Here is a 24929-nt window from a genome sequence, read left to right as displayed (position 1 = left end):
GGGCGACAATTTTCACGCCACGCTGGTCGAATCGGGCGAGCATCTGTGGCGATGCCTGTGCTACATCGAATTGAACATGAACCGTTGCGGCGTAGTGAGCCACCCGTCTGAATGGGAATGGCTGGGTTACCATGAGATCATTGGATGCGTCGACGGTATCGGTTAATAGACCTGGATCGGTTGTGCTGGCGCCTTCGTGTCGATGACCTTGGGCTGTTGCGACGCAATCTGGAAGCAAGCCTTGTCGCGCGGATCACGGAAGTGCGGATGCGGCGAGAACCGCTATGGACGGAAAGCCTTGCGGTCGGAAGCGCGGCGTTCGTGCAGCGAGCCAAGCCACTGATCCTGGGGCGGCGGCAAATCGTGATCGCTCCCGGCGCCGACGGAAGCTGGGTACTGCAGGACCCGGCACCACCCTACGGCGTGAAAACAGGCTGAAAAAACGTCTCTAAGGCGTTAAAATTGACCAGAATTTCGCGTATGACCTTGACCCCCAGAAACTGCCCAGGCGACAGTTGGAGAAAAGGGCAGTTGCAATTCGGGCTTCACTGGCGCGGGATCGGTGAGCCAGATCGTTCGCCATGACCGTGTTCACGCGTTTGGCGGTTTGATTTTGGGTTGCAGTTTGTGGACGGAGTCGCGGATGATTTGGGAGTTACAGTTACAGGAGCAGATGAGCGTTTTGATCACAGACCAGATTGCATGTCCGGCGAGTTCATCGTCACGGGACCTTTTTGTCAGGATGGTTTACAGTCGAGGATTGAGCGTGGTGGCGAACCAGTCACTGCAGGCAACCCGGGATGGTGGCTGCAATTCCGCTGTCGCGGATCACGCGTCTCGGCCCCGGGTGCCTGGGTTCTATCGTTCGCCGTAATATGATTTCGATCACTCCACGCGATACAAAGTTCATTGCATGGATATCGCTGGTGCTTGGCGCTTTCGCAACGGTTGCCGGGATCGCGGGGATTTGGCTCCAAGGGTCTTTCTACAGAGGCGGTTTTCCGACAGCGGCAACTTTTTCCGAGGTGAGCTCTGCTTTCACGTGGCCCGCTGGATTTACCGCGTTCGGATGCATGACAGTCGCGGCGGTGTTGCTATCCAGCTCGGCGACTTCCAGTTGGAGTTCACGACGTCGGATGTCGGTGTTCCTTGTGTTTGGCGTCACAGTCTTGATTGCGTGCGCGGTCTCTGGTCACCTAGCTGCGATGCGTGTTGCGACCATTTTACGATGACAAACGAAACGACGAACAATCGGATGCACACGAACCGCCGCTCCGCGTTTCAGTTTCGATGTTCCGGGTTCATTAGACGCTGGATCGGCTGCCAGCGCCCGCTTACGGCGGCGGTCGGTGATCCGTGTCGTTCGGCCTAGATGCAGACTCCAAGCCCAATCGAGATTGGCGACGGTCAGACATTCTTGATCATTGTCCGTGGTGATCGAGTGGTTGACTACACGTGGGCGATGATGCCGCATGTGGAGTTTGTCAGGCGGACGGTAGGTTGGCAGCTGGGCAAGCTCCCAGAGGATGCTTGGGCTGGGACGATCTCGAAGATTGATGGTGAGCTTGCCGTGATCAGCTCGAAGACATTTTACGATGTTCAGATGCCTGCACCCGATTGGGTCACTAAGATTGTGAAGTCAGAGTTTCGATGAATGCCGAACAAACCAGATGCAGTGAACCTGTACTGGTTCAGCGTGAATTGGAAAACATCGCGGGCGGCTTAACGTAGTGGCGGCCGGGTTTTCATTATTTGTTTGTTTCTGGCCTTGGGGGACCAGTCCCCCAAACCCCCTGGGATTTTTCGCTTTGTGATCGAACCCGCAGGTGGCCGGCCAGAGCAGCCCAATTGAGCCGCTCCGGCCTGCGGTATTCGAGTTCAGCGCGGCGCTCCGGTTGCATCCCTGCAGAGCCGTATCCTCCGGCTGAACCAATCGTTTGTAGTTAGCTGAGCTCACCCTTGCCAAGTCTTTTCACGCGCTCAATGCGATTTGCTCCTGCCGCTTCTGCCGCCGCCGCTCACGGGCGGCTTCCAGCTTGGCGTCTCTGTCACGCCAGATTTGTTCCTGACGTCCCTCAAGTTTGTCCTTGGGCGCGATGTAGCCGATGGCGCTGTGCAGCCGCACCTGATTGTAGTGTTGCACAAACTCGGCCACCACCTGGCGCGCCTGCTCAAGGTCCAGCGGCGTTTTAGGCCGGATCGCCTCCCGCTTCAGCGTCTGATACCAGCGTTCCTTCTTTCCGTTGCTTTGCGGGTAATGCGGTGAGGTCCGCACATGCGTCAACTGCGCCAATCGGATGAACTCCTTGAAGTCCTTGGCCACGAACTGCGGACCATTGTCGCTGATGATCCTCGGCCGCGCCCCGGGAAACTCTTCCAAGGCTTTTTGCAGGATCATTTCCACGTCGCTTTCCTTCATTGCCTCCCGGATTTCCCAATGCACGATGTAGCGGCTGGCGCCGTCGATCACGCTGCACAGATAGTAGAACGTCCCGCAAACATTGAGGTGCGAAACGTCCACGTGCCAGTGTTCGTGCGCCTGGAGCGGTTGCTCAAAGCCCCGGCCTTTGCGCGTCGGCCGGGCGTGCCGTTGGATCAGTCCGGCTTGATGCAGAACCCGGTATACGCTCGACGGGCTGACGGCGACAATGTCGCGGTCCAGCATCATGAAGCACAAGCGGCGGTAGCCTTCCAGCGGATACTCCGCGTGGAATTTCAAGATGGCTTCCTTCTCCGAGGCCTCCAGCCAGTGATCGCGCGGCACTTGCGCGTTGTGTTCGTTGGCTTTGCCGTAGCGGTCTTTCCATTGATAAAACTTGCTGACGGCCACGCCGGCCGTTTTGACCATCCGGGTCACGGGCGTCTCGGTTTTCTCGGACCACTTGTTCATGAAGTCGACGATCTGGTCTCGCACATCGTGCGGCACCCAGCATCGTTTCAGCTCTCCCCAATCTCTTTTTTTAAAAGGATGTGCTCGGTCAACAGTTCTGCCATCACCTCGTCTTTGCGTTGAAGCTTGGCTTCCAGCTTTTGTATCTTCTTCTGCTCGACCGAAACCCGTCCCGGAGTCGCGACAGCCTCGAATGCGGCCGCGCCGTTCTCGAAGAAGGTCTTTTGCCAGGTGTAGAAGAGGCTGGGTTGAATCTCGTGCTTTTCGCACACCTCCGAGATCGACTTGTGATCGACCAGGTGCTCCCGGAGAATTTTAACCTTTTCCTGAGGTGAAAAGTGCCGTCGTTCTCTCGTCATAGTTTGGATCCGTTGCTATGGCCGCATACTTTAGCCAATCGCCCGGTTTTTCCAATTCCGACTGAAGCAGCACAAACCCGGTTGTTGACAATCGAAGATCAGTGGCGCCGGGTCACTGATCTGGAACGTTCGCTGTAATCTACATGTCATGTTTCCTCCGCGCTCAGGTTACGAAAAAGTAGGTGGGTTGGTGATGTTTGGCCGCACCCTAGACAAGATCAAGCTGCACCAAGCTGGAGAACTTCCACAGGACTACAATCTTGGACATGGCTTGGACGGTCGAGTGTGCCGCTTTCTCCGAGTGAAATACGAAGACCTCTGCCAGCGAGTGAAGCAAGGGGGCTCCGACGACGAAATCCTTGATTGGTGTTTCGGGAAAGGAGGAAAGCGCATTGAAGAGGAGATTTTCATCTTCAACGCTTTTATGGAGAAGCGTGGCTGGAGAGATGATGTTTCGGAGTGGGTTGCCGAGCAGAAGCGGAAGCTCGGGTGCTTCTGCCGAGAGGACGTCCAGACAGCGTTTGATGTCCATGATGTAGATGAGCGCAGAAAATGAAAACACCGAACAAACCGCATGCACTGAACCCCGCGGTAGCGGTGTGGTTTCAATTCGAGCCTCACTGCGCGGGGTCAGTGATGCGGAACGTTCGGCGAAGTAGCGCATTCATGATCGCTCGCGACATAAAGCAGATGGTTCAGCAGGAGTTGGCGCGTAACGAGTCATTCGACAGTTCCCACGGCATTAGGCGCCAGAACTTGCACGAGTTTTTCGTTGAGCCGTTTTCAGTTCGCATTGATCCCGACGATACCAAGTTACCACCACGGGAGATATGGGTAGTATTGCAGGAGGGGCGGACACCTGCGGATGGATATGTCGTGGTTTACGATCCCACGACACAGTCTTGTGGCGTTGCGGAGCAGGTGAGAGGCAGGGATTACACCCTTGTCTGCCACGCCGATTCACTCGCCACCGCACTTAGCTCGATGTAGTCTGCACGCAATGAAATCACCGAACCAGACGCTGGAGACGAACTGCCGCTCCGCCTCTCCGCTCGATGCCGGGCGTCAGTTCGGACGCGCCGTTCGCACTCAAGCTTGCGTTTCCGGCGGCAGTCGCTCAGCTTTGCGTTAGGGGCATGAGACCATGAATACGCTTCCACTCATTTTCCTCATCTTGATCACCGTTTACTCGGTGGTTTGGATCGGCGCCTATTGGGCAGGCAAAACAGAGCGCCCTGTGTCGATGAAATCCACTCGACGCCAATTGAGACCACGACAGATGAGCAACGGGCTCGCGGCGAGAGTTCTTTCGAGATCGCCAGGGGATACCGGTTCGGCATTACGCAGGCAGGATTCTTCTGCTTGGTTGTCATCGGATATGTTGCTCTCGCAGTGGCATTCGCCATTGCGTGGACTGTTCTGCGGCCATCAACCACATGACTTTTGCCCCTAACCAGATCACTCCAGCGAAAGTGGCGGACGCATGCTGTTTCATGCGTTTGGTTCTTTCGTGGTTTTCGAGTTGTCGGAGCGGCGCTGACCGCCGCTTCGCTCCGTTTTGTCATTAATATGGCAGAACATGAAATACCATGATTTCCACCTGAGAGAGTATTTGGTGCTCGAGCATGGATCCCGGGTGATTCTTCGCCTCGAACTGGAGCAGGAGCGATCAGAAATTGAGTTTTGCGATGTCGTGCTCTACCACTTCGTCCATACGTGCGGAGCCATCATAACGGATATCATGGAAGTTCCGCTGGCTCAGTTTGTATCCGATAAGGAGCAGATTCTAAAAGCGTGGGCGCACCAGCATGGAATCGCCCACTGGCAAGATGATGCATCGAGTTTCGCCCCGGAGTTGTTTGAATCCCATAGCGCGTGGGTGATTGAGTCAGCGATTGGCTTTTCCGGCTTCGTTATAGCCAAAGAAATAAAAGAAAATGAGGCCTAACAACAAAGGGTGTATTGCTGCCGAGCGCAGCGGAGCCAGCAAATTTGAGGGCGCATACAGTTTCATGCGTCTATTCTTTCGCGGTTTCCGAGTCGTTGGAGCGGCGCTTCCCGCCACTTCGCTCAGTTCTGTCGTTCGATGAAGAGCGAATAGCACGTCGCTCGGGCTCGCAGTATTGTTCCAGCATGACAGGGCAAGACGTCAAAGCACTGCGGGTTGAGTAAAAGATCCAAATCATGGAAGCGATCTGGGAGGATTTTCGTGATCGTTTTGAACGGATGGCTGTTCCCGAGGAGTTGAGAGCCTTGTTGGATCAGCGGCGAGCAAGGGTGCGCGAAGGTGCTGCGCAGCTTCTGGACTGGGATTCGGTTAAGGGTTCGGTCGGGCGGCCATGATCGCGATCCGGATTTCCGAGGACGCGCTCCAGGACCTTAAAGATGGATTCTTGTTTTACGAGGCTCAGGAGCCGGATTGGGAGATTATTTCTCTGTATGCCTGAGAGCCGATCTTGAAGAGTCCACGGGTTGGCGATATTGGCGATGGCTCGCGTGTTTTGCAGGAATAGAACTGGTCGTTCAACTTGTTTGTTTGACCACGGAGAAGAGATAAAACGACGCAAGACACAGCGGTCTTGGCTCCTCGAGACGCGGATATTCAGGAGCTTGCGAAGGTCGGCACTTAAAATGTCGCAAAAAAAATTACGCTGTGGGATAGCAGTACGAAGCAAACGAAGTCCGGCTGGAACATTCGCGAGAATGAGCGTAATTCGCGTAAAAACCGTTTGTCTTTACTTTCGGATTCTCGCGCCGAAAATGGTTGCTACATTTTCACGAAGCGCTCACCAGATGCCTTGAAAAAGTGGCGGGCGCATGCTGTTTATACCGTTGGTTCGTTGGTGGTTTACGAGCAGTCGGAGAAGTTGCACCACCTGCTCAGTTGAAGCGCTGGACCATGTTGCCCGCCATGAAAATGTCCGATCTTAAAAGGCTATACGGAGACGAATACCCGAAGGCAGTGATCATGGATGGCATGCGACTGGCGCTGCGCTCCGAGCGTCCGTTTTCGCGCAGCTATCATTCGCAAGAGCGCAAGATGGGAGCCGAGATTTCTCGCTTTATGGATGGTTCGGCATCCATTACTGCATCCGAGCTTCAGCAGGAGTGGCCGAGTTGGACAGACGACATCCGCATTGATTTCTGCCAGTCGTGCAGTTGGTTGCACGAACAGCTCGATTTTCCTGAAATGCTGCGTTTCATCATGCAGCATGGCAAGCCCGAGCACTGGTCTGGCATCGCCTTGAGTGTCGCCTCACAGCTTCCCCGTGACGAGGCCTTCGGTACTCTTGTTCGCGCCTTAAGCGGCGGGGAGCTTAAGCACAGTTCTAACATCTGCCAGGCGATTTCCCATACAAAGCACCCGAACGCAGACGCCACACTACGCAGACATCTCGCGACACTGTGGTCGCACCCTTCACTGTGGGAAGACGCTGATTTCACCAACTGGGCCGCCTTTGACGTGGCGACATGCATTGCGCATCTCATCGAATTGGGTGCAGCGCCCACTGATTTCACCGAGCAGGTGCGGCGGCTTTCGGAACATGCTTGCGCCGGCAACCGCCGGTCGTGTCGGAATTTCTTATCGAAGCATTATTCTTGGCTGAAATGAGAGTGACGACATAACGAGGGCGAGCTCCGAACGACGCGCTGTTCTGCCGAATAGAGGATACCTATGCCAGTGGCGCGCGTTCCTTGTGCCAGGGCGTGGCCTGTTCGTAGGCGTGCGCCAGCTTGAGGATCGTTTCCTCGCCGAAAGGTTTTCCCAGGAGTTGAAGCCCGATTGGCAACTTCGGCGACCGCGTGAACCCGCAGGGAATGCTGATGCCGCAAATGCCTGCGAGATTGCATGAGATCGTGAAAATGTCGGACAGATACATCTGCAGCGGATCGCCCGATTTCTCGCCTGCCTTGAATGCTGCAGTCGGCGTTGTGGGTGTCACAATTGCATCCACCGTCTCAAACGCCTTCAAGAAATCGTTGCGAATCAGAGTGCGGACTTTCTGGGCGCGCAGATAATAGGCATCGTAGTATCCGCTGCTCAGCACGTAGGTTCCCAAAATGATCCGCCGTTTCACTTCAGGACCGAATCCCGCGCCACGGGTTTTCGCATACATCTCAATCGGATCGGCGCCATTCACTCGCGCGCAATAACGCACGCCGTCGAAGCGGGCTAGGTTCGCAGACGCTTCCGCGGTTGCGATGATGTAATATGTCGCGACAGCGTATTGCGTGTGGGGCAGGGAAACTTCTACGAGTTCAGCGCCAAGTTGTTCCAATTGCTTCAGCGCCGCGTCCACGGCTGCCTTCACTTCCGGATCCAACCCGCCCACCATGAATTCTCTGGCAATGCCAATCCGCAGGCCCTTGATTTGTCCGTTCAACGCAGATGCGTAATGCGGCACGGGTTGAGGCACGCTGGTCGAATCGGATTTATCGAGTCCGCTCAAAACTTCAAGCAGGGTCGCGGAATCGCGAACGTCTTTTGTGAACGGCCCAATCTGGTCGAGTGACGACGCAAATGCGACGAGGCCGTATCGCGATACGCGGCCGTAGGTCGGTTTCAAGCCAACGCAGCCGCAAAGCGCAGCCGGCTGGCGAATCGATCCACCTGTGTCGGAACCGAGCGTGGCAATCGCTTCATTTGCCGCGACGGCAGCGGCTGAACCGCCTGAAGAGCCGCCGGGAATACGGGAAGTATCCCACGGATTTCGCGTCAACCCGAACGCGGAATTCTCGGTCGAGCTGCCCATCGCGAACTCGTCCATATTGAGACGGCCGAAAACAATCGCGCCCGCGGCTTTGAGCTTTTGGACGACGGTGGCATCGTAGGGCGACACGAAGTTTCCCAGCAGTTTGGATCCGCAATTCAGCGGGTGGCCCTTGACCGCGATGACGTCCTTCATCGCGATCGGGATCCCGAGCAACGGTTTTTCCACGATGCTGGCGCCGGCTGCGATCTGCTGGTCGGCTGCATCCGCCTGTGCGAGCGCATCGCGTTCATTCCAGCTGAGAAACGCGTGGACCTCGCGGTCAACCTTCTGGATTTGCTGGAGGCACGCCTGCGTGATTTCGCGCGCGGAAATGTCGCGGCGCCCAAGCCGTGCGGTGAGTTCGGAAATGGTGAATTGGTTCAGCATCGTTCCAATCAGGGTTACTCAACGATTCGCGGGACAATGAACTGCCCACTGGCCTGGGCTGGAGCGTTGCGCAATGCTTCTTCATTGGGCAGGCAGGGGCGGGGTTCGTCGGGACGCGTGACGTTCACGATCGGAAATGCATGGGCAGTGGGCTCCACGGAGGAAACATCGACCTCCTTCAGTTGTTCTATGTAACTGAGGATGTTCCCCAGCTGGGAGGAGAGCTGTTCTTCCTCGTCGGGCGACAGGGCGATGCGCGCGAGATGCGCGACATATTTAACGTCAATTTCAGCGGCTGCCATGGGCGGGAAGGTAGAGTTCGGGATTTGAAGTTCAAAGTTCAAAGTTTGCGAATCGGGGGCAATTCGGCCGGGTGCTGCGGACGGATTTGGGGGGGTGGATGGACAGACTTTTTCGGCGATGATTATCCGCGTGCAAACGGGTGGACTTCACACTAGATTGGCGCCCGATGTATCCGGCCGTTGTCACGAAAGATCCGACAGCCGTTGCGAAGGAAGTTCAATTGGCCTACCTGGCCATTGTTCCAGAAGGTGATCCCGATTTTGTTTCGCGCGTTTTCGGGTGGGTCACTGAGTGTTTTGCGGGCCGTTACTGCGATTACCTTCCGATTGATGTTCCCTACCACGACCTTGAGCACACGCTGCAGGGGACGCTTTGCATGGCCCGCCTGTTGCGGGGCTGGCATCGGGCTGGCGCGGCGCCGGCGCTGAATCGCGAGGTGGTGGAGCTGGCGCTGCTCGCGATCCTGCTTCACGACAGCGGCTACCTGAAGCGGAAGGGAGACACGGAAGGAACGGGCGCGAAGTACACGCTGATCCATGTGAAGCGGAGCGCGGAATTCGCGAACGGCTTTCTGACGGAACGCGGGTTCAATCCCGACCAGATTCGGGCGGTGCAAAGCATGATCCAATGCACCGGGTTCACCGACGATTTGAATGCGCTGCCGTTTCGGAGCGAACTGGAACGGCGCCTGGGATATGCGCTGGGAACGGCTGACCTGATGGGACAGATGGCGGCGGACGATTACGTGGAACGGCTTCCTGAATTGTATCAGGAGTTTACCGAGGCTGCGGCAGCGGCGGGGCCGCAGGGAAGCCGTCTCGCCTATGACAGTGTGGAGGACCTGATGCGCAGGACTCCAACGTTTTGGGAAGGCTTTGCACAGGTGAAGCTGCGTGAGGATTTCCAGGGTGTTTACCGCTTCCTGAATGATCCGTATCCCGACGGTCCCAATGATTACGTCATTCGGATCGAGCGGAACATTGCGAAGCTTCGCCGCTTGATCGCCGCCTGAACGCGTTCGCGTTCATCTTCGGAAGATCCACATCAACAGCGTCAACACGATGCTGATCAGAAGGCAGGTCACGACTGGGAAATAGAAGCTGAAATTCCCGCGGCTGACCTGGATGTCTCCTGGCAGGCGGCCTAACCAACCCTTGCCGAATCCCATCCATAAGAGCGCGCCCACGGCCGCAAGGATGAGGCCCGCAATGACCAGGAATTTTCCAACCTGTGGCATAGTTAAGCGTGACGTGTTGAAGCGCCTTCTACTCCGCTGTGGTCTCTACTGTTCGCGTTCGGTTTTCAGCATTGGTTCCGCAGCGTCCACTTCCGGCGCGGGTTCCAATTTTTCAAAACTTTCCTCAATAAAGGTGGTTCCTTGAATGCGTGCAAGGCGTGCATATAACCCATCCTTCGCCAGCAGTTGCTCGTGTGTTCCGCGTTCCACAACCTGGCCCTGCCTCAGCACGAGGATCTGATCCGCGCGGCGAATCGTGCTTAGGCGATGGGCAATGACGAAGCTCGTGCGGTTCGCCATGAGCCGTTCGAGGGCCTCCTGGATTAATTTCTCAGTGGCCGTGTCCACGCTCGCCGTCGCTTCGTCGAGAATCAAAATCGGTGCGTTCTTCAACAGAGCGCGGGCGATACTGACACGCTGCTTTTCTCCGACGCTCAACTTCACGCCGCGTTCTCCCACGTGAGAGTCGTAGCCTTGTGGCAATCGCGAGATGAACTCATGACAATTGGCAGCCTTTGCCGCAGCGATCAATTCATCGTCCTTCGCGTCGAGCCGCCCGTAGAGGATGTTCTCGCGAATGGTGCCGTTGAACAGGAACGCTTCCTGGCTCACGACGCTGATGTGCTCGCGAAGGCCGGCCAGCGCGATGTTGCTGATGTTTTGGCCATCGATCAGGATGCGTCCTGCAGTGGGTTCGTAGAATGCGGGCAGCAGGTTCACGAGCGTCGACTTGCCTGCGCCCGTGGGGCCGACGAGGGCAATCATCTCGCCGGGTTTCGCCTGGAGGCTGACATCGCGGAGGACAATGCGGTTTTCACCGTAACTGAACGCAACGCTCTCATAACGAATGTCGCCGCGAACGGGTTGCTTGAGGCGGCCCGTGCGGTCGCTGCGTTCCTCCTGGGTGTCGAGAATATCAAAGACGCGTGCAGCGGCGGCGCGTGCGGATTGCAACATCTGGTTCAATCCGTGCAGGCGGCCGATGGGTTCATAAAAGAACATGCCCGCATAGAGCATGAACGCCACGAGTTCGCCGACTTCCATCCGGCCATTGATCACCTGCGAGCCGCCGACCCACAGGACAAGGCCGATCCCGAGCGCGCCGACGAATTGCATTGCCGGCCCGTAGTACGCCCAGGCGCGCATGACGACGAGCGTCCCCGTGCGCAACTCGTTTGCGCGTTGTTCAAAACGTGAATCCTCATGGGTCTGGCGTCCAAACGCCTTGATCTGCCGCATGCCCTGAAGGTTGTCCATGAGCAGGGCATTCATGGCGCTCGAGGCCTCGCGCTGAAGCCGATAGCGCGTGTGGGCCGTCAATGTGTACCAAAGCGCGCCGCCGATCAGAAACGGCACAGGAACGAGCGACACCAGCGCTAGCGTTGGGCTCGCCATCACCATGAACACCATTGCTCCGACGATGCTGAGGACTGCGACCGTTCCCTGTTCCACGCCATCGATGAGCAACCGCTCAACATTGTTGACGTCCTCGATAATGCGCGTCATGAGATCGCCCGAGGCGCGCTGGTCGAACCACGGCACCGGCAGCCGCTGCAACCGCCCATATACCTGGCGGCGCATGTCGTAAATGACGTTCTGTTCCAGCGTGTTGTTGATGCGAATGCGGATGCTGTTGAAGATTTCGCGAAACAGGAAGGCGGCCAGCAGACCAAGCGCAACGGGAGTGAGCAGTTCGCGCCGGCCTTTGGTGATCACGTCGTCGATGATCACACGTGTGAGTTTTGGATACAGAAAACCTGCAGCGAGTGAAAGAATGGCGAACCCCACGGTGCCAACCACCATCCAAAGATACGGCCGAAGGTAGACGCTGACGCGGCGGATCACTTCGCCCGTGGGCCGTGGCTTCGATTTGAACGTGGGATCGGTATGCGAGCCGAGATTGCGATGTGACGACATGGCTTAGCGTGCCGAAAGAAAATCGACCATGGCCTTTGCGAATGGCGCAAGGTCATTTGGTGTGCGACTTGAAATGAGGTTGCCATCGATGACCACCGCTTCATCCACCCAGATGCCGCCGGCATTTTCCAGGTCGTCCTTGATCCCGCGCGAACCCGTGACACGTTTGCCGCGCAGGATCTTTGCAGAAATGGGGATCCAGCCGCCATGGCAGATGAAGGCGACGAGCTTGCCCTGTTCAAAGAATTCGCGTGTTAGCGAAAGAACCTTTGCGTCGCGGCGCAGTTTGTCGGGCATGAACCCGCCGGGAATCAACAGGCCGGCGAAGTCGCGGCTTTCACAATCGCTGAGGAGAATGTCCGCTTTCGCGGGGTAGCCATGTTTGCCGGAATAGGTTTTCAACTCGGGTGCGGCGACGCGAGTTGGGAAACCGGCTTCCTCGAGCCGCAGCTTGGGATACCACAACTCGAGATCCTCGTAGATGTCCTCCACAAACGTCAGCAGGTTTTTTTGCATGCGCATAGTTATTCTCTAAACCGTCGGCGCTCAACAGTACATCTCAACGTAGCGCAGTTTGAGAACTTGCGTATCGGCATGCTTCCAAGCCGGCTGGGTGTGAATTGCGCGTGCAGGTTGGAAACCTGTTTACTCTTTGCAGTGGCTGCTACGGAGGACGGGCGATACGGCAGAGCGCCCAGACGCATGCCCGTGCAGTCCCATTCCGACTCCCTCTCTTCCATTCGGAATGGAGGAGAGGGTTAAGGAGAGGAGAAGCTTATGACCTTACAAACGAGGGCGCGCGCAGGGCGATATCAGAGCACCCTCTCCCCCGGCCCCTCTCCCGCTCCTGCGTCGCCGGCGAGCGGAGGATTATACAGTGGACTCGGAGGCGCGCTGCGTTCGCCAAACGCATTCACCCATTTTGGCGGTTGCGTTTGCGCGCGATCTTTGAGCTTGTTGCGGGCTGAAGGCGGTTCGTGTAACCGCATGCAGAATCACAACGACTAGGAATCAACATGAAATGCAACCGGGTCAGGCGGGTGGGTCTTCTTGCAGTCACAGTCTGGATTTCACTTTTTACGTGTCTTGCGGCCGACGACGCGCCGTTGCGTGAGAAGCTCCTGTTCAACTCAAACTGGCGCTTCATCCAGGGCGATCCTGAAGGCGCCGGAACGAACCTCTCCTATGCCGCGATTCGCCCTTGGATGATGGCGACGGGCGGTGAGCTGAGCACCAATGCCGCCGCGGTTCGACCCGAAGGAAACCCAGGTGCGGACGTTTCCTACACCCAGCCTGATTACGACGATTCGGCCTGGCGAAAGTTAAATCTTCCGCACGACTGGGGAATTGAAGGTCCGTTCAAGCAGGAGCATCCGGGCGAAACCGGCAAATTACCCTGGTGGGGTGTTGCCTGGTATCGCAAGCAATTCACCGTGCCCGCAGCCGATCGCGGCAGGCAGTTTTACCTGCATGTCGACGGCGCAATGTCGTTTGCGAACGTCTGGGTCAACGGCCAATACGCCGGTGGCTGGCCGTACGGTTACGCTTCGTGGCGCGTGGACCTGACGCCGCACATTCGCGCTGGCGGGAACAATGTCATCGCCATCCGACTCGATAACCCTGAGGAATCGTCCCGCTGGTATCCAGGCGGCGGCATTTATCGCAATGTGTGGCTCGAACGAACTGCGCCCGTGCACGTGGATCAATGGGGAACATTTGTCACCACGCCCGTTGTGACTGCCAGTGCGGCGACGGTGAAGATCGATGTGCAGGTCAGGAATGCGTCGACGGCCGATGCGCGAGTCTTTGTGAAGAATCAAATCTTCGAACTGGATGCAGAAGGGGACCGGGGCCGCGCCGCGGGGGATGCAGGCATGTTGAGCATCGAAACTCCCGCAGGCGGAACGGGCAAGACCACGATGCAGATCCCAGTCAAGTCGCCGCGGCTTTGGAGCATTTCCAAGCCAAACCGTTACGTCGCGGTCACTTCCATTGAGCGGGATGGCCGGGTGGTGGATCGATACGAAACTCCGTTCGGCATTCGCACGTTCGAGTTTACTGTCGCCAACGGCTTTCTGTTGAATGGCAAACGCGTTCCACTCAATGGCGTTTGCAATCATCATGACCTGGGCGCGCTTGGCGCCGCGTTGAACACGCGCGCTTTGGAACGGCAGCTGGAACTGCTGCAGGAAATGGGGTGCAACGCGATCCGCACCAGCCACAACCCGCCCGCTCCTGAATTGCTTGAGCTGTGCGATCGCATGGGTTTCGTGGTCATCGATGAATTCAGCGACACTTGGTCGCGGCCCAAGAAGCGCAACGGTTACGCGCTCATCTTCCGCGACTGGGCGGAAAAGGATATGCGTGCGTTAGTGCGGCGCGATCGGAATCATCCCTGTGTCGTGATGTGGAGCACGGGCAATGAAATTCCGGAGCAGGGGAACACGAACCTTCATTCGATCTCGCGCTGGCTGACCGATATTTCGCACCAGGAAGATCCGACTCGTCCCGTGACGGTTGGTTGCAATAACATTGGCGCCGGTTACAACGGGTTCCAAAAAACCCTCGACGTCTTTGGCTACAACTACAAGCCGCAGGAATACGGGAAGTTCCGCGCGGCGAATCCTGGGATCCCGCTGTACGGCAGCGAAACCGCGTCGTGCGTCAGTTCTCGCGGCGAGTATTTTTTCCCTGTCAGCGACGACAAATCCAAGGGGATGGCGGATTTCCACGTGAGTTCCTACGACCTTTACGCGCCTCGCTGGGCAATGCCGCCCGACCAGGAGTTTCAGGGGCAGGATGAGTTTCCGTTTGTCGCGGGCGAGTTCGTCTGGACGGGTTTTGATTATCTGGGAGAGCCGACGCCCTACAACGCGGATTTGAGCAACCTCCTTAACTACACTGACCCGGCGGACAAAGCCCGCGCTGAACAGGAACTGCGCGAGATTGGGCGAATTCGAGTGCCCTCACGCAGCTCCTACTTCGGCATCATTGATCTTGCGGGATTCAAGAAGGATCGCTTTTACATCTACCAGGCTCGCTGGCGCCCAGAACTGCCGATGGCGCATATTCTCCCGCATTGGAACTGGCCCGACCGGGTGGGGCAGGTGACGCCCATTCACGTCTACACGTCGGGCGACGAGGCCGAACTGTTTCTAAATGGCAAGTCCCAGGGTCGGAAGAAGAAGGGGCAATTCACGTATCGCCTCCGTTGGGACGACGTCGTTTATCAGCCGGGTGAAGTTCGCGTCGTCGCGTATAAGGGCGGCAAACGTTGGGCCACCGCGGAAGTCAAAACTGCGGGTGAGGCATCGCAGGTGACGCTCGAAGCGGATCGACGCCGGATTCGCGCCGATGGCCGGGATCTTGCGTTTGTAACGGCGCTGGTCGCGGATCGCAGAGGCGGGATGGTTCCGCGCGCGAAGAACCGGATTCGTTTTGAGATTGAAGGGCCGGGCGAGTTGATTGCGACGGACAACGGCAGCCCGATTGATTTCGAATCGTTTCAATCCGTTGAGCGCAATGCGTTTAATGGCATGGCTCTCGCAATCGTTCGAACGAAGCCGGGGGAATCCGGAACAATCACGGTCAAAGCCACAGCGGACGGGTTGGAAGCCGCGACAGTGCGCATTCGAAGCCGCCGTTAAACTGCAACGTAATGGTCGTCCTTTTGCCGAATGAACACATTGAAACTTCTTGCGGTTGCAGTGTTGTGCTTCACGTCGTTGACCGAAGCCGCGTCGCGCCGAGTTCTGTCGTTTGATGCTGATTGGCGTTTCCTGAAAGGCAATGCTGAAGGCCCCGAGGCCCGCGCCTTTGACGACCTGAACTGGCGGCGCGTCGATGTTCCGCACGACTGGAGCATAGAAGGACCCTTCGCGCAAACCAATCGAACGGGCGGATCCGGGGGATTTCTGCCATCCGGCATCAGCTGGTATCGCAAAACATTCTCTGTGAATTCAAACGACGCGGGCCGCGTCGTGTGGATTGAGTTCGACGGCGTCATGCAGAACAGCGATGTCTGGATCAACGGCAAGCACCTTGGCCATCGGCCAAACGGATACGTGAGTTTCAAATACGATCTAACTCCGCATGTGATTCCTGGGGCGGACAACGTGATTGCGGTTCGCGCGGATACCTCGCAGCAGCCTTCCTCACGATGGTACACAGGGGCAGGGATCTACAGACATGTGCGCGTGGTAATCACGGATCCCTTGCACATCCCTCAGTGGACAACATTTGTGACCACGCCGCGGGTGAGCCCCGATGGTGCTGTGGTACGCGTGCAGACGAGCGTCACGAACAGTTCTGACAGTTCAAAAGAGGTGTCGCTGCGGATCGCTTTGAGAAACAGCCGTGGGCGCGCTGTGGGCCAGGCGGAAACACCATCGCAGACGATCGCGCCGGGAGCAGCAGCCGCGTTCGAGCAGGAGATCGCGGTGACGCGTCCGCAGCTGTGGTCGCTTGAAGACCCCGAGCTCTATCAGGCGGTGATTGAAGTCCGCGAAGGTTCCAAAGTTCTGGATGAGGAAGCGACGCGCTTTGGGATCCGCACTTTTGAATTCAACACCGACACCGGGTTTTGGTTGAACGGGAAAAACTTCAAGATCAACGGCGTTTGCGTGCATCACGACGGCGGCGCATTCGGCGCCGCGGTGCCACTCGCGGTGTGGGAAAGCCGGTTGCAAGCCTTGCGCGAATTGGGCGCCAACGCCGTTCGCACCGCTCACAATCCCGTGGCGCCTGAGTTCCTGGATCTCTGCGATCGAATGGGCTTTCTTGTGATGAACGAATTCTTCGACTGCTGGACGGTTGGAAAGACACGCTACGGATATCATCAATTCTTCCGCGAATGGGCACACACTGACCAGCGCGACACAATCCGCCGCGATCGAAACCATCCCAGCGTCATCCTCTACAGCATCGGAAACGAAATCCACGACACGCCAAGGCAGGCGCAGGCGAAGGAAATCGCCAGCGGGCTGGTTCAGGTTTGCAAGGAGAACGACCCGACAAGGCCGGTGACGCAGGCGCTCTTTCGCCCGAATGTCAGCGGCGATTACACCAACGGACTGGCCGACATGCTGGATGTCATTGGCACGAACTATAGGGACATCGAACTGCTTGCGGCGCATCGCGCGAAGGCCGGACGCAAGATTATTGGAACGGAGCAGGGGCATGAATTGCGAATCTGGCTTGCGTGCCGCGATCATCCACAACACGCGGGGCAGTTTCTTTGGACGGGCATCGATTACCTTGGCGAGGCGCGTCGATGGCCGCGCGTGGGATTCGGGTCGGGATTGCTCGATCGCACGGGGCATGCTCGTCCACTGGCGTTTCAACGACAGAGCTGGTGGAGCGAAAAGCCGATGGTGCGTGCGGTGCGGCGAATCGGGCGCGACGAACTCGCGGTCACCGATCCCGGATACGAAAGCGCCGATCTGCGCCGGCCACAGGTGTTGTTCGCTGACTGGACACCGCGGAATGCCGAGGCTCACGACGAGAGCGTTGAGGTTTTCAGCAATTGCGCCGAGGTGGAACTTGTGTTGAACGGAAAGAGTCTGGGATCGAAGCCCAAGCCGCGAGACGATTCGCAGCGAACCTGGACCGTGCCTTACGCGCCTGGAACGTTGAAAGCGATCGGGCGCAACGACCGGAAGATTGTGGCGTCGCATGAATTGCGCACTGCTGGCAAACCGGCAAAGCTGCTGCTGACCGCCGATCGGAACCGCATCTCGCCCTCATGGGACGATGTGGCGATGGTGGTGGTGACTGTTGTGGATGAAAACGGAGTGATGATACCTACTGCCGCTGACACGCTGACGTTCAGCTTGAAAGGTCCGGGCGTCGTTGCGGCTGTGGACAACGGCGACAATGCAAGCCACGAACCCTTTCAGGCGGGCGAGCGCCAGGCATTGCAAGGGCGTTGCGTCGCGTATGTGAAGGCAACCGATGGCGGGAGAATCCAACTCACGGCTTCAGCGCCCGGATTGCGGACTGGAACAATCAATATTTCAGCCACGCGGTAAACATCGACGCAGGGCGCGTTCGGCGCTCTGCTGAAGCGTTCGAAACGCATTTTCAAAATACTTGTTGCGCCCCGGAACAAATGCTCGTAAGTAGTAGCGAGTCGAAGGTCTGATAGCAGCGTGCGGCGAGGTTAATCCTGATAAAACGTCCACGCGGCAGCTTCCCAAATATTCAAAGTTCAAGCACTTTCGGGGCGTTCTCGAAACCTTCGACACAGCCTAAAAACGTAGTATGAGCACTGATAAGAACAACGGTACGGAACTGGGTTCCGGTTATCTGGAAATCTCGGAAAAAGGTTTCGGGTTCCTCCGCACCGCACAAAACCATTTTCATCCCAAACCGACGGACATCTTCGTCACTCCCGACACGATCAAGCGCAATTTCCTTCGCGAGGGGAGTCATATTGTCGGGCCTACCCAGCCGCCGCATCGCGGGACCAGCCCCCAGTTGAAGGCGGTCGAACGGGTGAACGACATGGCGTTCGAGGAATACACTCGCGCCGTCCGTTTCGAAAATTTAACGACCATCGATCCCATCGAAAAGTTCCGCCTGGAAACTTCGCCCGACCTGATTGAAGCACGGGTGATTGATCTGGTGACCCCGATTGGAAAGGGCACACGCGGCTTGATTGTTGCTCCGCCCCGCACGGGGAAGACAACCATCCTGAAGCAGATCGCCAATTCCGTGACGGAAAACCATCCCGAAGTGCATGTGATGGTCCTGCTGATTGACGAACGTCCCGAGGAAGTCACCGATTTTCAGCGCTCCGTTAAGGCGGAAGTGGTCGCGTCCTCGAACGACCAGGATCTCGAGACACACGTGCGGCTCTCGCGTTTTATGATTGAACGCTGCAGGCGCATGGTGGAATCAGGCAAGGACGTATTTGTGCTGCTGGATTCGCTGACCCGCGTGGCCCGCGCCTACAACAGCGTGCATGGCGGCAGCGGACGCACGATGACGGGTGGTGTTGATGCGCGCGCGCTAGAAATTCCGCGCAAGATGTTTGCATCCGCCCGCAAAATTGAAGACGGCGGTTCGCTCACCATCATTGCGACCGCCCTGGTGGATACGGGGTCACGGATGGACGAATTGATTTTCCAGGAGTTCAAAGGCACGGGCAACATGGAGTTGATCCTCGACCGCAAACTCTCCGACCGCCGGCTCTTTCCCGCGATCGACATTCCGAAAAGCGGCACGCGCAAGGAAGAGAAGCTGTTCCCGCCCAAGCAGATTGAGGCGATTCGCAAGCTGCGGCGAACCATGGTCGACTTGAATCCAGTGGAAGCCATGGAAACTCTGACCGCCGCGCTGAAGAAGCACAAAGTGAACGACGACCTGCTGGCGAAGCTCGACAAAGGTTCCTGAGTCGCGCGGAGCGGGGGCATTTCCGCACTCCTTGTGCGGAAACTGGAGCAGTGTCAGTGTGCATCCGCGCGGAGTTGCCGTGTTGCGATTCGATGGCCGGTGCGCTAAGCATGGCGCGTGTTGAGCGACGATTACTCTGATGCCGCCCTGTTGCTGATCGGGCACGGGTCCACGCAAAATCGGGCTTCAGAAAAGCCGGTATTTCAGCACGCGGCGGAAATCCGCAGGCGGCGGATTTTTCATGAGGTGCGCGAGGGCTTCTGGAAACAGGAGCCTAAGATCGCAACGGTCCTGCAAGGCATCACCACGCCGCGCGTTTTCATTGTGCCGCTATTCATCAGCGAGGGTTACTTTAGCGAACAGGTCATTCCTCAATCCCTCGGATTTTCGCTTGGCGCAGACCCCGCCTCGCGAACGCGCTCGGATGGCAGGCGAACGATTCATTACTGCAGACCTGTTGGAACCCATTCCAGCCTCACCCAGGTGCTGCTCGCCAGGGCGCGGGGCGTTGTGGCGCAGTTTCCTTTTCCGCGCGCACCCAAACCCCCGGACATCACGCTCTTCATTGCGGGGCATGGGACGCCGCAATCCGATGAATCCCGGCGCTCGGTCGACGAACAGGCCCAGCGGATTCGCAACCTTAATGAGTATGCAGCCGTCCATTCCATTTTCATGGAAGAGGAACCCCGCATTCATCAATGCTACTCCCTGGCTGGAACCCGCAACATGGTTGTTGTCCCGTTTTTCATCAGCGATGGCATGCACACGGAGGAGGATATTCCAGTCATGCTGGGTGAAGCAGAGAGGCTTGTGCGCGACCGCATCGCAACAGGACAGCCGCCCTGGCGGAATCCGACCGAGCGAAACGGAAAGCTGGTCTGGTATGCATCGGCTGTGGGCACAGAATCGACGCTTGCTGACGTCATCATTGAACGCGTGAAGGAATTATGATCGCACCGACAATTCGCTGGGGAATCCTGGGTACGGCTGGCATTGCGCGTAAAAACTGGCGCGCATTGCGCGACAGCGGCAATTCGATTGTGACGGCGGTGGGAAGCCGCGACGTGGAGCGCAGCCGCGCGTTCATCCGAGAATGTCAGGACGCGATGCCTTTCGAGACATCGCCCCGGCCTTGCAGCACATACGAGGAAGTCATTGAGAGTTCTGATGTCGAAGCCATTTACATTCCATTGCCCACGGGAATTCGAAAGCAGTGGGTATTGCGCGCGGCGGCAGCGGGAAAGCATGTCCTTTGCGAGAAGCCTTGTGCTCTCAATTCCCAGGACCTCGCAGAAATGATCGCGGCGTGCCGCAAGCACAACGTGCAGTTCATGGACGGCGTCATGTTCATGCACAATCCACGGATGCAACGGATTCGGGAATGGCTCGACGATGGAGCAACGACAGGTGACGTGAAACGGATCATGTCAGTTTTTGCCTTCTGTGCAGTGGACGATTTCTTTCGCGACAACATCCGGATTCACAGCGAGCTGGAGCCGACGGGTTGCCTCGGGGATTTGGGCTGGTATTGCATTCGGTTTTCGCTTTGGGCGATGAACTGGCAGCTGCCGCGCGAGGTCTCCGGACGCATTCTGTCGGAACGCGGCAGCAGCATCAGCCCGGGCTCGGCGCCCACCGACTTCTCGGGTGAGCTGATTTTCAATGAAACGGCCTCGGCCGGGTTTTACTGTTCATTCCTGGTTGAAAAGCAACAGTGGGCGAACATCAGTGGCACGCGCGGGTCGTTGCGCGTTGCCGACTTCGTCCATGCGGCGAATGCCTCGGAGCCAGTGGTTGACGTCAATGAAACGCTGGTTCCCGTTCGCGATGTTGACGCCATTCCTGCGATGGCACAGGACGCCCGCATGTTCCGGAACTTCTCGGCTGCCGTGGCATCAGGCAGGCTGAACGACGAATGGCCGATGTGGGCATTGAAGACGCAGCAGGTGGCGGATGCCTGTTTCAGGTCGTCACGAGACGGCGGGGCTGCGATTTCGGTGGGATAATGGCTTCTGCGGTGCTCTGGGAGGGAATAGGGAAATCACCTGAAATGGTGATGGTTGCTCCCTTGACTTGACGCGCGTGGGTAACGCATGGTTAAGCCGAACCGACGCCGAACCTATTTCCGTAATTTATGCATGTCGTCATCAGCCGTCCCCGTTCCTCATCGACCCGCGCATTCACTTTGATCGAGTTGCTGGTCGTGATCGCGATCATCGCGATTCTCGCGGCCATGCTTTTGCCTGCGCTCTCTTCGGCAAAGGAACGCGCAAAGCGAATCGCCTGCACGAATCACCTGAAGCAGATCGGCGTTGGCCTTGCAATGTATGCGGGAGATTTCAACGACCAAGTTCCGCCGTGCGGCTGGGCTGATACAGCGACAACCGGCACCGACGCCACCTATGATGCGTATCAAGGTGGAACGATGGGCCAACCTCCGCTGCCCGCCCAGGTGCGTAATCTGGGATATCTTTTTGAGACCAAACTGATTCCCAACGGAAAAATCTTTTATTGCATGAGCGCCAACGACGTCAACGGGTTGGGCGCGGGCGCCGCGACGCCGTTTATGCTGGCGCGGACTTACGAGAATTACTCGGTGAATGGGCGCTGGCCGATTTATACGGACGGCAATGCTCGCATTCGAACCGGCTATTCCTACTTGCCACAATCAGGAGCCCGTAAACTGTCTGCCCGTGCGATTCCAAGCCGTGGCAGCGTCACACCCCCGGCGACTGCAAAGAAGGCATCCGAAATGAGCGCTCAATTCGCAGTGGCGAGCGACCTTCTCTATCGATTGGACATGGTGCCGCACCGCAGTGGAGTGAAGAAGGCGCTGGCCCTCGACGCACTGTTCGGTGACGGACACGTGCGCATCCAGAATGATAAACGCCTGTTCGACCAACAGAACATCTGGACGAGCACGATGAATGGGCAGGCTGGTGGCGGAGGCATTGAAGACAAGGGCGATAATTTCCGCTGGGTCTTCATGACTTTCCAACCTTGATCCAGAGATCCTCGGCCCGACCTTTTCAGTGCGAGCCCGATCTTTCGGTTCTGGCGGAAGCAGGAGGAGAATCTTCTCGAAGCGCTAAAATGCCCGCAGCGAAGAAGCCGCACGCGGGTGGCGTCAGGCATCTTGCCTGACGTAGAGGGCGTGCATCCTTGCCGCCCGAGAAAAACCGTTACGCACGAGCGACACTCAGATCCTTCCGAGGCGCTCGACTTCATTTGAGGTTCCTTCCTCCGGGCTGGAAGCTCCAATTCCACGGCAGGCAAGGACGCCTGCCGCCACGAGGGCTTGGGCCGAAGATCGAGAACCATGTAAAGGGACGTTCGGCTCTCCTCAAGACGTCACTCGTTTCGTGACAAGGCAGGGGCTTACACTTTACTGTGTTCCGTCATTTTTATGCGTTCTGATACCATCAAGAAAGGCTTTGAACGGGCGCCACACCGCTCGTTGTTGCGAGCAACAGGTTCGATTGAATCGGAAGACGATTTCAGCAAACCGTTCATTGCAATTGCCAACTCCTACACTGACGCGATTCCCGGACACGCCCACTTGAACGAAGTTGGACAGCTGGTGAAACGGCTGGTGCGCGAGGCGGGCGGGGTGCCGTTTATTTTTAATACGATCGGCGTTGATGATGGAATTGCGATGGGCCACGGCGGAATGTTGTATTCGTTGCCGTCCCGAGAATTGATCGCCGACTGCGTGGAGACGGTGATCCGCGCACATTGTTTCGACGGGATGGTCTGCATTCCGAACTGTGACAAGATCGTGCCAGGGATGCTCATGGGCGCCATGCGCTGCAATATTCCGACCGTATTTGTCAGTGGCGGTCCGATGGCTGCGGGGATTGCGGAACAAAAGGCCACGCACGCAGACCTCGTCGCGCACCTGCAGCCGGCCTCAGGAAAATCCGACCTGATATCTGTATTCAAGGGCGTGGGGGAGTTGCAGTCGGGGAGGATCACTGAGGAACAATTGACTAAACTGGAGCAATCCGCGTGTCCGACCTGCGGGTCGTGCTCTGGGATGTTCACGGCAAATTCCATGAACTGCCTGTGCGAAGCGCTCGGCATCGCGCTTCCCGGAAATGGAACCATCCTCGCCGTGTCTAAGGAGCGTGAAGCCCTTTATGCGCGCGCGGCGAGAACGATCGTTGAACTGGTCTCGAAGGACATCAAGCCTCGCGATATTGCGACCCTTGAGGCATTCGACAATGCCATCATGCTGGATGTCGCGATGGGAGGGTCAACGAACACCATTCTGCATACGCTGGCGATTGCTCGCGAAGCGGGAATCCCTTACGACATCAAGCGGATTGATGACATTTCGCGTCGTATTCCGTGCCTGTGCAAGGTGTCGCCCTCGTCCGATTATCACGTCCAGGATGTGCATCGCGCGGGTGGTATTCACACAATTCTAGGCGAGTTGAAACGCATGGGCGTGCTGAATACCGAATGCATCACGGTCACTGGAAAGACGCTCGGGGCGAATGTGGACGAATGGGATATCCGTTCAGAGACATGCTCAGAAGAAGCGAAATCGGTGCGCCTGTCCGGATCATCAGCCATCGTCGTCGATCCCAATGACAAAATGGGAGCCGCAGCGCGAACCGCGAACGGCAACCTGGTTCCGAAGCCGATGCTCTTTCATCCGGCAAATCCGCTTGCGATCCTGCTGTGGCGCGATGCGGCAGCCTGGAATGCGGGCGACGTGGAGGGTCAACTTTCGCTGTTCGACACCAAGGCCAGGGTGACGCTCGGAGATGCTGCGGTGCTGGAAGGACACGAGCAGTTGCGCCTGGCGATCCAGCAGAAGCTGGAGGAGTCGCGTGGCCTCGTCCGGGCCGAGTTGGGTGAGCTGAGGGGAGAACCTGTTCTCTTAATGTGGCAATATTCCAAGGAGGGCCCCCGCTCGCCTTACGGAATGGTGCGGGCTCGGAAAATCAAAAATGGGCGCATCAGCCGCGCTGACTTTATTGTCGATCCAGCCAAGCTCGCAAAGGTTCGCTCGAGCGGCCTGATGCCCTACGACTCTTCCTTTCTGTTCAAAGGGGATGACTGCATTCGAAGCGCGGATAGGGCGTACACGGCGGATGGCGGCCTCGCGATTCTCTACGGCCAACTGGCGCCCGAAGGCAGCGTGGTCAAGACGGCGGGGATCAGCCAGGGATTCAAGGACTACTGTGGTCCCGAATTCGTGTTTGAAGGTCCGTGCGTGATCTTCGAGAACCAGGACGACGCGTGTTCCGGGATTTTAGCGGGCAAGGTCAAGGCGGGCGACGTGGTGATCATTCGGAACGAAGGACCGCGGGGTGGCCCCGGAATGCAGGAGATGCTTTCGCCAACAAGCTACATTGTGGGAATGGGATTGGGCGACAAGGTGGCGCTCGTGACCGACGGCCGATTCAGTGGCGGAACTGCGGGAGCTTGCATTGGGCACGTATCACCCGAGGCGGCTGAAGGCGGACCCATTGGGCTGCTGCGGGAAGGGGACCGGCTGCGGATCGATTTTCCGAATCGCCGGATGGACATCCTCGTTTCGGAAACCGAATTGGGTGAACGAAAGAAGCAGTGGCAACCGACCACGCGGCATCCAGGAGGCTGGCTTGCCCGTTATCAAAAGCTGGTTACCAACGCCAGCCAGGGTGGGATTCTTTCAATCTGACGAGGACCAAAGA

The 24929-nt window shown here is 57.5% G+C and carries 22 protein-coding genes and 1 pseudogene; 15 read left to right on the top strand and 8 right to left on the bottom strand.

Annotation, left to right across the window (positions count from 1 at the left end; all coding sequences use genetic code 11):
• Positions 1–144 precede the first annotated feature (144 nt).
• Entirely contained in the window at positions 145–438 is a 294-nt protein-coding gene (locus tag VEH04_01545; protein ID HYG21434.1) for a hypothetical protein, read from the top strand.
• Positions 439–985: 547 nt separating this feature from the next.
• Here the strand turns inward: VEH04_01545 and VEH04_01540 are convergent.
• A complete protein-coding gene (locus VEH04_01540) occupies positions 986–1165 on the bottom strand; it encodes a hypothetical protein (protein ID HYG21433.1) in 180 nt (59 codons plus the stop codon).
• A 207-nt stretch (positions 1166–1372) separates the two neighbouring features.
• On the opposite strand from VEH04_01540, the gene VEH04_01535 reads away from it, so the two are divergent.
• A complete protein-coding gene (locus VEH04_01535; GenBank protein ID HYG21432.1) occupies positions 1373–1654 on the top strand; it encodes a hypothetical protein in 282 nt (93 codons plus the stop codon).
• Positions 1655–1972: 318 nt separating this feature from the next.
• Here VEH04_01535 and VEH04_01530 read toward each other — a convergent pair whose 3' ends face one another.
• On the bottom strand, positions 1973–2890 hold the full coding sequence (locus VEH04_01530) for an IS3 family transposase (protein HYG21431.1): 918 nt from the start codon (positions 2888–2890) through the stop codon (positions 1973–1975).
• A 47-nt stretch (positions 2891–2937) separates the two neighbouring features.
• Positions 2938–3249 carry a transposase gene (locus tag VEH04_01525; protein ID HYG21430.1) on the bottom strand — a complete coding sequence of 104 codons (312 nt, stop codon included), beginning with the start codon at positions 3247–3249 and terminating at the stop codon, positions 2938–2940.
• A gap of 148 nt (positions 3250–3397) precedes the next feature.
• On the opposite strand from VEH04_01525, the gene VEH04_01520 reads away from it, so the two are divergent.
• The 4 genes from VEH04_01520 (at position 3398) to VEH04_01505 (ending at position 6862) form a co-directional block, all read left to right on the top strand.
• Positions 3398–3805 (top strand): DUF5069 domain-containing protein, encoded by a 408-nt coding sequence (locus VEH04_01520; GenBank protein ID HYG21429.1) that lies wholly within the window; start codon positions 3398–3400, stop codon positions 3803–3805.
• A gap of 1023 nt (positions 3806–4828) precedes the next feature.
• Complete coding sequence (locus VEH04_01515; GenBank protein ID HYG21428.1) at positions 4829–5197, top strand: hypothetical protein; 369 nt, start codon at positions 4829–4831, stop codon at positions 5195–5197.
• A 236-nt stretch (positions 5198–5433) separates the two neighbouring features.
• The gene (locus VEH04_01510) at positions 5434–5592 is read left to right on the top strand and encodes an addiction module protein (protein ID HYG21427.1); all 159 of its coding nucleotides are present in this window, start codon (positions 5434–5436) and stop codon (positions 5590–5592) included.
• A 568-nt stretch (positions 5593–6160) separates the two neighbouring features.
• Positions 6161–6862: a hypothetical protein gene (locus VEH04_01505; protein HYG21426.1), complete on the top strand. Its 702-nt coding sequence runs from the start codon at positions 6161–6163 to the stop codon at positions 6860–6862.
• A gap of 61 nt (positions 6863–6923) precedes the next feature.
• Here VEH04_01505 and gatA read toward each other — a convergent pair whose 3' ends face one another.
• Both gatA and gatC read right to left on the bottom strand, forming a co-directional pair.
• Positions 6924–8390, bottom strand: a complete 1467-nt coding sequence (gene gatA / locus VEH04_01500) for an Asp-tRNA(Asn)/Glu-tRNA(Gln) amidotransferase subunit GatA (GenBank protein HYG21425.1) — start codon at positions 8388–8390, stop codon at positions 6924–6926.
• 14 nt (positions 8391–8404) lie between these two features.
• Complete coding sequence (gatC, locus tag VEH04_01495) at positions 8405–8692, bottom strand: Asp-tRNA(Asn)/Glu-tRNA(Gln) amidotransferase subunit GatC (GenBank protein HYG21424.1); 288 nt, start codon at positions 8690–8692, stop codon at positions 8405–8407.
• A 167-nt stretch (positions 8693–8859) separates the two neighbouring features.
• Here gatC and VEH04_01490 point away from each other — a divergent pair, with 167 nt between their 5' ends.
• A complete protein-coding gene (locus VEH04_01490) occupies positions 8860–9705 on the top strand; it encodes a hypothetical protein (protein ID HYG21423.1) in 846 nt (281 codons plus the stop codon).
• 12 nt (positions 9706–9717) lie between these two features.
• Here VEH04_01490 and VEH04_01485 read toward each other — a convergent pair whose 3' ends face one another.
• Genes VEH04_01485 through VEH04_01475 form a run of 3 tightly spaced genes read right to left on the bottom strand, consistent with a single transcriptional unit; the run spans position 9718 to position 12369 of the window.
• Entirely contained in the window at positions 9718–9930 is a 213-nt protein-coding gene (locus VEH04_01485) for a DUF2905 domain-containing protein (protein HYG21422.1), read from the bottom strand.
• Positions 9931–9975: 45 nt separating this feature from the next.
• Positions 9976–11847 (bottom strand): ABC transporter ATP-binding protein, encoded by a 1872-nt coding sequence (locus VEH04_01480; protein HYG21421.1) that lies wholly within the window; start codon positions 11845–11847, stop codon positions 9976–9978.
• Positions 11848–11850: 3 nt separating this feature from the next.
• On the bottom strand, positions 11851–12369 hold the full coding sequence (locus VEH04_01475; GenBank protein ID HYG21420.1) for a type 1 glutamine amidotransferase domain-containing protein: 519 nt from the start codon (positions 12367–12369) through the stop codon (positions 11851–11853).
• A gap of 494 nt (positions 12370–12863) precedes the next feature.
• Here VEH04_01475 and galB point away from each other — a divergent pair, with 494 nt between their 5' ends.
• The 8 genes and pseudogenes from galB to VEH04_01435 all read left to right on the top strand — a co-directional run bounded on the left by galB (position 12864) and on the right by VEH04_01435 (position 24916).
• Complete coding sequence (gene galB, locus VEH04_01470; protein HYG21419.1) at positions 12864–15494, top strand: beta-galactosidase GalB; 2631 nt, start codon at positions 12864–12866, stop codon at positions 15492–15494.
• Positions 15495–15524: 30 nt separating this feature from the next.
• Positions 15525–17876: a glycoside hydrolase family 2 TIM barrel-domain containing protein gene (locus tag VEH04_01465; protein HYG21418.1), complete on the top strand. Its 2352-nt coding sequence runs from the start codon at positions 15525–15527 to the stop codon at positions 17874–17876.
• Between the two features lie 232 nt (positions 17877–18108).
• Complete coding sequence (gene rho / locus VEH04_01460) at positions 18109–19242, top strand: transcription termination factor Rho (protein ID HYG21417.1); 1134 nt, start codon at positions 18109–18111, stop codon at positions 19240–19242.
• A gap of 117 nt (positions 19243–19359) precedes the next feature.
• Positions 19360–20193, top strand: a complete 834-nt coding sequence (locus VEH04_01455) for a CbiX/SirB N-terminal domain-containing protein (protein HYG21416.1) — start codon at positions 19360–19362, stop codon at positions 20191–20193.
• Positions 20190–21248, top strand: coding sequence for a Gfo/Idh/MocA family oxidoreductase (locus tag VEH04_01450; protein ID HYG21415.1), 1059 nt, complete (start codon positions 20190–20192; stop codon positions 21246–21248). Before VEH04_01455 ends, VEH04_01450 begins: the two co-directional genes overlap by 4 nt.
• 128 nt (positions 21249–21376) lie before the next feature.
• The gene (locus VEH04_01445) at positions 21377–22246 is read left to right on the top strand and encodes a DUF1559 domain-containing protein (GenBank protein HYG21414.1); all 870 of its coding nucleotides are present in this window, start codon (positions 21377–21379) and stop codon (positions 22244–22246) included.
• Positions 22247–22648: 402 nt separating this feature from the next.
• Positions 22649–23767, top strand: a pseudogene (locus VEH04_01440) (dihydroxy-acid dehydratase).
• A gap of 75 nt (positions 23768–23842) precedes the next feature.
• Positions 23843–24916: a dihydroxy-acid dehydratase gene (locus VEH04_01435; GenBank protein HYG21413.1), complete on the top strand. Its 1074-nt coding sequence runs from the start codon at positions 23843–23845 to the stop codon at positions 24914–24916.
• The last annotated feature ends 13 nt before the right edge of the window (positions 24917–24929 follow it).

It is taken from the genome of Verrucomicrobiia bacterium (assembly GCA_035629175.1).
Lineage (GTDB): Bacteria > Verrucomicrobiota > Verrucomicrobiia > Limisphaerales > DASXHY01 > DASXHY01.
The sequence above is the reverse complement of the archived record's forward strand: the minus strand, read 5'-3'. Positions and strand labels throughout refer to the sequence as shown.

What these genes read in the sequence shown, in the direction of transcription:
- VEH04_01545 (HYG21434.1), top strand. Translation starts at nt 145, where the DNA reads ATGCGTCGACGGTATCGGTTAATAGACCTGGATCGGTTGTGCTGGCGC.
- VEH04_01535 (HYG21432.1), top strand. Translation starts at nt 1,373, where the DNA reads ATGCAGACTCCAAGCCCAATCGAGATTGGCGACGGTCAGACATTCTTG.
- VEH04_01530 (HYG21431.1), bottom strand. Translation starts at nt 2,890, where the DNA reads ATGAACAAGTGGTCCGAGAAAACCGAGACGCCCGTGACCCGGATGGTC.
- VEH04_01525 (HYG21430.1), bottom strand. Translation starts at nt 3,249, where the DNA reads ATGACGAGAGAACGACGGCACTTTTCACCTCAGGAAAAGGTTAAAATT.
- VEH04_01520 (HYG21429.1), top strand. Translation starts at nt 3,398, where the DNA reads ATGTTTCCTCCGCGCTCAGGTTACGAAAAAGTAGGTGGGTTGGTGATG.
- VEH04_01515 (HYG21428.1), top strand. Translation starts at nt 4,829, where the DNA reads ATGAAATACCATGATTTCCACCTGAGAGAGTATTTGGTGCTCGAGCAT.
- VEH04_01510 (HYG21427.1), top strand. Translation starts at nt 5,434, where the DNA reads ATGGAAGCGATCTGGGAGGATTTTCGTGATCGTTTTGAACGGATGGCT.
- VEH04_01505 (HYG21426.1), top strand. Translation starts at nt 6,161, where the DNA reads ATGAAAATGTCCGATCTTAAAAGGCTATACGGAGACGAATACCCGAAG.
- gatA (HYG21425.1), bottom strand. Translation starts at nt 8,390, where the DNA reads ATGCTGAACCAATTCACCATTTCCGAACTCACCGCACGGCTTGGGCGC.
- gatC (HYG21424.1), bottom strand. Translation starts at nt 8,692, where the DNA reads ATGGCAGCCGCTGAAATTGACGTTAAATATGTCGCGCATCTCGCGCGC.
- VEH04_01490 (HYG21423.1), top strand. Translation starts at nt 8,860, where the DNA reads ATGTATCCGGCCGTTGTCACGAAAGATCCGACAGCCGTTGCGAAGGAA.
- VEH04_01485 (HYG21422.1), bottom strand. Translation starts at nt 9,930, where the DNA reads ATGCCACAGGTTGGAAAATTCCTGGTCATTGCGGGCCTCATCCTTGCG.
- VEH04_01480 (HYG21421.1), bottom strand. Translation starts at nt 11,847, where the DNA reads ATGTCGTCACATCGCAATCTCGGCTCGCATACCGATCCCACGTTCAAA.
- VEH04_01475 (HYG21420.1), bottom strand. Translation starts at nt 12,369, where the DNA reads ATGCGCATGCAAAAAAACCTGCTGACGTTTGTGGAGGACATCTACGAG.
- galB (HYG21419.1), top strand. Translation starts at nt 12,864, where the DNA reads ATGAAATGCAACCGGGTCAGGCGGGTGGGTCTTCTTGCAGTCACAGTC.
- VEH04_01465 (HYG21418.1), top strand. Translation starts at nt 15,525, where the DNA reads ATGAACACATTGAAACTTCTTGCGGTTGCAGTGTTGTGCTTCACGTCG.
- rho (HYG21417.1), top strand. Translation starts at nt 18,109, where the DNA reads ATGAGCACTGATAAGAACAACGGTACGGAACTGGGTTCCGGTTATCTG.
- VEH04_01450 (HYG21415.1), top strand. Translation starts at nt 20,190, where the DNA reads ATGATCGCACCGACAATTCGCTGGGGAATCCTGGGTACGGCTGGCATT.
- VEH04_01445 (HYG21414.1), top strand. Translation starts at nt 21,377, where the DNA reads ATGCATGTCGTCATCAGCCGTCCCCGTTCCTCATCGACCCGCGCATTC.
- VEH04_01435 (HYG21413.1), top strand. Translation starts at nt 23,843, where the DNA reads ATGGGAGCCGCAGCGCGAACCGCGAACGGCAACCTGGTTCCGAAGCCG.